Here is a 5,348-nt window from a genome sequence, read left to right as displayed (position 1 = left end):
TTCCAGGTAGCGCTCGGCCACCACCCCTTCGCGCACGGCGCCATTGAGCAGCACGCGCACATGCACCCAGCCGGCGGCCGTGGCCGGGCCGCGCAGCTCGACCTCGGTGCCCTGCACCAGCGACGCAAGCAGGCTCGCCGGCGACACCTGCGGCGCGGAGCGCAGGTTGAGTTGCAGCGGAACGACACGGTGGCTGGGCACGCAAGGCGTCGTCGCCGGCGCGAAAGTGCCCGCGAGACCGAGCTCGCGCAGCGCGCGGCGGGCCTTCTCCAGCAGTTCGCGGCGATCGGCGAAGCCGTTCAGCCCGCCGTTGATGCGGCGCGTCACCGCTTTCAGGTCATCGACGTCGGCCAGCGCGTTGAGGTCGTTGCGCTGCCAGAAGAACACCGCCGATTGCACCGCCAGATCGCCGGCAACGCGGTCCGGTTCGGCCGCCACGTCCTCGCCGCACCAGCGCGCGAAGGCGCGGTAATTGTCCTTGCCGGTCAACTGGATCAGGCCGCGGCCCCGGTAGCGCCAGCCCTCGCCGCTCGCCTCGGGCCCATTGCCCATGCGCCCGCCATACACCCGGCTGGCGATCCTTTCGGGCTTGCCCGCATAGGCCTCGGCGTCCGGGCGCGCGCCGAAATGGCGCGGAAAAATCTTCAGCAAGCCATCGGCGGAATAGTTGAGGTTCTCCACCGTCAAACGCAGACAGCCGGACTCGTGCATCAACTGGGCCAGGAAGTGCGCGATGCGCGGCACCGTGTCGATGCCATGCGCGGCCATCTCCGTATTGAGCGCATCCACGTAGCGGTCGGAATTGGCGCTCGTCGCGCCCATGCGGGTAAGCACTTCGCGTGTGATCAACATGCTGGATCCCCCCTGAAAGCGCGCGCCACGGCGTTCGTGCGCTTTCACTTAAGTCCAGCGCGGGGCGCAATTCAAGCCAGACAGCATCCGTACCCTGCACGACGGGCATAATGCATCGTCCCATGCCCCTGGAGCCGGACGATGCCGAAGCGCCCGCCACCCCGCCCGATCGCGGCGCTCACCGCCTGCGCTATGCTGCTTTGCGCCGGCCACGCCACGGCGGCGCAGACCCTGATCATCTGCACCGACCTGGACGACGCCGAGCGTACGCGCGCCGTGCTGAGCGTGGAGGAGGGCGCGGCGGAAAGCGGCGGCGGCCCGCGCGTCTCCAGCCTGGAGATCGTCACGCCCGAGTTCCTGTGGTCCGCCCCCGGCCAGCCCGAAACGGCCCGCTTTCCCGCGGGCCGCAGCGACGTGTCGCCCGATCTGGCCGGCCTCGACACCGTCGCCATCCGCAGCGCCACCGATGCCGATGGTGTGTTGCGCATCGTGGATTTCGGCGTGCTGCGGCCCGGCGCGCTCGAACTGGAAGGCCTGCGCGGCTCGCTGGTGCTGCACGAGACATGGCAGAACGCACACGCCACCGGCTCGCTGTACTACACCAGCGCAGCCAGCCGGCCCACCGTCGCAGCGCTCGCCTGCCAGCGCTTCGACGAAGACTGAAAGCCACCGCCGGGCCGGAACGGCCCATCCCTCGCGGTGCTGCCTAGATCAGCCCGCCACTGCGCAGCAGCATGACGCCCGCGCTGGTCGTCAGCAGCGAACCGAGCGTCGTCAGTGCGATGATGTTCGCCGCCAGCGTTGCGTTTCCGCCCATCGCACGCACCATGACATAGCCGGCGGCGGCGGACGGCGACGACGCCATCAGCATCAGGATGCCGAGTTCCATGCCGCGGAAGCCCAGTGCCGCCGCGCCCAGCGTCAGCGCCACGGGCACCAGCAACAGCTTGCCCAGCGCGGCCAGCGCCGTGCTCACCATCTCCGAGCGCAGGCTGCGGAAGTCCAGCGAGGCGCCGGTGCACAGCAGGGCGAGCGGCAAGGTCATGTCGGCGATGTACTGCGCCGACCGTAGCGCCAGCGCCGGCAGGCGGATGTCCAGCGCCGAAAACGGAAGCGCGAGCAGGATGCCGATGATGAGCGGGTTGGTGGCGATGCCGCGCACGATCCTGCCGATGCCCTGGCTGCGGTGCAGCGAACGACTCAGGGTGATGACGCCGAGAATGTTGACCAGGATCGTCACCAGGCCGACATACAGCGAGGCGGCGGCCAAGCCGGCGTCGCCATAGGCATTGGCGCAGTAGGCCAGGCCGATGGTGCCGAAGTTGGAGCGGAACGCTCCCTGCACCACCACGCCACGGTCGCGCTCGGGCCGCACGATGAACTGCGCCACCCATTCCAGCACGAGGTAGAGCGCCAGTGTCGCGCCCAGGCCATAGGCGATCATGCCGGCGCTGGCCGACTCCGAGATGCGCGTGCCGGCGATGCTGACGAAAAGCAGCGTGGGCAGGGCGATAGTGAAGACCAGCCGCGAACCGCCGTCGATGAAGCCGTCGGTGAGCATGCCGGTGCGGCGCAGCAGGATGCCGAGGCCGAGCAGCACGAAGATCGGCCCGGTGACCGAAAAGGAAAAATTCAGGATTGCGAGAAAATCGGACATCGGCCGGCCAGGTTCATGCTGCTGCGCAACAACGGTTGCAGCATGCTACGCACCCGCCGCCGCCACGGCAATCCGGGCGCGGCGCATGGCGTCAGGGCCGCAGCAGGAACAGCAGCACCGACAAGGTGACGACCGACATCAGGGTGGACAGGAATACCGCCGACGCGATCGACGACTGGCACAGGCCGTAGCGCTGGGCGAAGAGGTAGGGCGTGACACCGGCCGGCAGGGCCGCCAGCAGCACGCCGGTCGCCACCCACAGCGGCGGCACGTCGAACACGAAGGTGGCGAGCAGCCACACAAGCAGCGGATGCACCAGCGTCTTCAGCGCCACCAGCACCGCCGGTTCGCGCAGGTTGCCGCCCAGGCTGTAGCGGGTCAGCGAGGCGCCGAGCGCGAACAGCGCGCAAGGCGTGGCCGCGGCGCCCAGTCCACCGGCCACGGCATCGATCGGGCCCGGAACCTTCAGGCCCGACAGCGCGAACGCCAGCCCGCAGCTCAGCCCCCAGATGATGGGCGTGGCCAGCACGCTCTTGCCCAGGTTCAGCACGGTCGCCATCGTCGACTGCCTACCGCCGCGCGCGGCTTCGATCAGGACCGTGGTCGGCGGCAGGATCAGCAAGCTGTGGCAGGCGATCATCACGAACAGCGGCAGGGCCGCCGAAGGGCCATAGGCCGTCATCACCAGCGGAATGCCGAGCATGGCGGTGTTGGAAAAGCCGGCGCCGATGCCCATCACGGCCTGCTCGTCCAGCCGGCGCGCGAACAGCGTGCGCCCCGCCGCCATGGCCAGCCCGAACACCACGAACGCGCCGATGTAGTACGACAGCAGGTAGCCCCAGGGCATGGTGTCCGGCAGTTCGGCCTGGGCGATGGCGCGGAACAGCATCAGCGGCAGGGCGAAATTGAACACGAACAAGGACAGCCCGCGATTGGCCGCCTCGTCGAACACGCCGCAGCGCGCCGCGGCGTAGCCAAGGCCGAGCGTGCCGAAAACCGGCAGGACGATGCCGAAGATGATGTCGACCAAGGCGGCTTCTTGCGAGAAAACTCAGGGGGCGCTCATCGTAGCGCAACGGCGACCATTCCGATGCGCAGGCCGGCCGCCACGTTGCGCGCGGTCAGCTCGACGTTCGCCGCCGCGTCGCGCAGCGCCTCTTCCAGCGAGCAGGGCCGGTGGAGCACGCTGAACACCGCGTCGATGCCATGCTCATGAACGACGCCGACGTTCTCGCCGAGCGAGCCGGCGATGCCGATCACCGGCTTGCCGTGGCGCTTGGCCACGCGGGCGACGCCGATCGGCGTCTTGCCATGGATGGTCTGGAAATCGATGCGGCCCTCGCCGGTGACAACGAGATCGGCGTCGCGCACATGGCGATCGAGCTCGACCGCGGCGGTGACGATCTCGATGCCGGGCTTCAGCTCCGCGCCGAAGAAGGCCAGCATCGCCGCGCCCATGCCGCCCGCCGCGCCGGCGCCCGGCACCCTATCCACGGCCACGCCGAGGTCGCGCTCGACGATACGGGCGAAACGGGCGAGGTTGTCGTCGAGGATGCGCACGCCCGCCGCCGTCGCGCCCTTCTGCGGGCCGAACACCGCCGACGCGCCGCGCGGGCCGGTGAGCGGGTTGTCCACATCGCACGCGACCTCGATGCGGCACGCCGCCAGGCGCGGGTCGAGCGCCGAGACGTCGATGCGCGCCAATTCGCCCAGCGCGCCGCCGCCGGGCGGCAGTTCGCGGCCATCGGCATCCAGCAGCCGCGCGCCCAGCGCCTGCACCATGCCGGCGCCGCCATCGTTGGTCGCGCTGCCGCCGATGCCGAGGATGAAATGCCGCGCGCCCGCGTCGAGCGCGGCGCGGATCAGCTCGCCGGTGCCGCGCGACGTGGTGCGCAGCGGATCGCGCTGCGCCGGCGGCACCAGCATCAGGCCGCTGGCGGCCGCCATCTCGATCACCGCGGTGGCACCGTCGCCGGTGAGGCCGTAGAAAGCCGGCACGCTGTCGCCCAGCGGGCCGCTGACGGCCACGTCCAGCCTGCGCCCGCCGGTGGCGGCGACCATCGCCTCGACCGTGCCTTCGCCGCCGTCGGCAACCGGCACGAGCACGTACTCGGCCTGCGGGAAGACGGCGCGGAAGCCAGCCTCGACCGCCCGCGCGACCTCCAGCGCGGACAGGCTTTCCTTGTAGGAATCGGGGGCGATAACGATTTTTTTCATGGCGGAAGGCTCCAGGCGGTGGACGATGCGCGTGCCGCGGGGCGTGCACGGCAGACATAGCTTAGGACCGGAAGCGCGTCGCCGTCTTCGTTCACGAGCACAAAAAATATTAAAAAAATAAAGATTATTTGTGCATTCTCACAATGTCAGGACAGATCGATCTGCAGCGCGATGTACAACAGCAGGCAGTCATCAAGACGCGCCAGATCCAACCCGCTCAGCTCTCCCGCCCGGCGCAGGCGATAATCGAGCGTATTGCGATGCACGTGCAGCGCACGCGCCGCCGCGGCCGATTTCATGTCGTGCGCGAACCAGGCCACGAGCGTCTGCCGCAGCAGGCCGTCGCGGTCGTGCTGCGCCAGCCTCGCCAGCGGCTGGCGCAGCTCGTCCGCCTGCCAACCTTCCCCCAGGCCCGCCAGCAGTACCGCGAGCGTCTGGTCCGCATAGCAATGCAGCGTAGGCGTTGCACCACGCCGGTGGCCGAGGCGCAGCAGCGCGCGGGCCGACTGGTAGGAGCGCTCCAGGCCGGCCCGGCCCGGAAACACACCGCCGAGCGCCAGGCGCGGCGGTGCCTGGCCTTCGCGCTGCAGGCGGGCGAGCAGGGCCCCGGCCCGCGCGCGCA

General features: G+C 69.7%; 6 protein-coding genes. 1 reads left to right on the top strand and 5 read right to left on the bottom strand.

Going from position 1 to position 5,348, the window contains the following annotated elements:
* Positions 1-852: glycoside hydrolase family 19 protein (locus tag C666_RS18440; protein WP_004347810.1), on the bottom strand; the 852-nt coding region annotated here is incomplete at its 3' end.
* Between the two features lie 141 nt (positions 853-993).
* Here C666_RS18440 and C666_RS18435 point away from each other — a divergent pair.
* Positions 994-1,515 carry a hypothetical protein gene (locus C666_RS18435; RefSeq protein ID WP_004347809.1) on the top strand — a complete coding sequence of 174 codons (522 nt, stop codon included), beginning with the start codon at positions 994-996 and terminating at the stop codon, positions 1,513-1,515.
* Between the two features lie 43 nt (positions 1,516-1,558).
* On the opposite strand, the gene C666_RS18430 is transcribed toward C666_RS18435, so the two are convergent.
* From C666_RS18430 to C666_RS18415, 4 genes are all read right to left on the bottom strand, one after another.
* A complete protein-coding gene (locus C666_RS18430; protein WP_004347807.1) occupies positions 1,559-2,509 on the bottom strand; it encodes an AEC family transporter in 951 nt (316 codons plus the stop codon).
* 91 nt (positions 2,510-2,600) lie between these two features.
* A complete protein-coding gene (locus tag C666_RS18425; RefSeq protein WP_004347805.1) occupies positions 2,601-3,539 on the bottom strand; it encodes an AEC family transporter in 939 nt (312 codons plus the stop codon).
* A 32-nt stretch (positions 3,540-3,571) separates the two neighbouring features.
* Positions 3,572-4,726: a glycerate kinase gene (locus C666_RS18420; protein WP_004347803.1), complete on the bottom strand. Its 1,155-nt coding sequence runs from the start codon at positions 4,724-4,726 to the stop codon at positions 3,572-3,574.
* 146 nt (positions 4,727-4,872) lie between these two features.
* Positions 4,873-5,348 (bottom strand): helix-turn-helix domain-containing protein (locus C666_RS18415; protein WP_004347801.1); only part of this gene is annotated, 476 nt, incomplete at its 5' end.

It is taken from the genome of Thauera linaloolentis 47Lol = DSM 12138 (assembly GCF_000310205.1).
Taxonomy (GTDB): Bacteria; Pseudomonadota; Gammaproteobacteria; order Burkholderiales; family Rhodocyclaceae; genus Thauera; species Thauera linaloolentis.
This window is presented reverse-complemented; position numbering and strand designations above follow the sequence as displayed.

Coding starts and splice junctions, on each gene's coding strand:
- C666_RS18435 (WP_004347809.1), top strand. CDS start 994: ATGCCGAAGCGCCCGCCACCCCGCCCGATCGCGGCGCTCACCGCCTGC.
- C666_RS18420 (WP_004347803.1), bottom strand. CDS start 4,726: ATGAAAAAAATCGTTATCGCCCCCGATTCCTACAAGGAAAGCCTGTCC.
- C666_RS18430 (WP_004347807.1), bottom strand. CDS start 2,509: ATGTCCGATTTTCTCGCAATCCTGAATTTTTCCTTTTCGGTCACCGGG.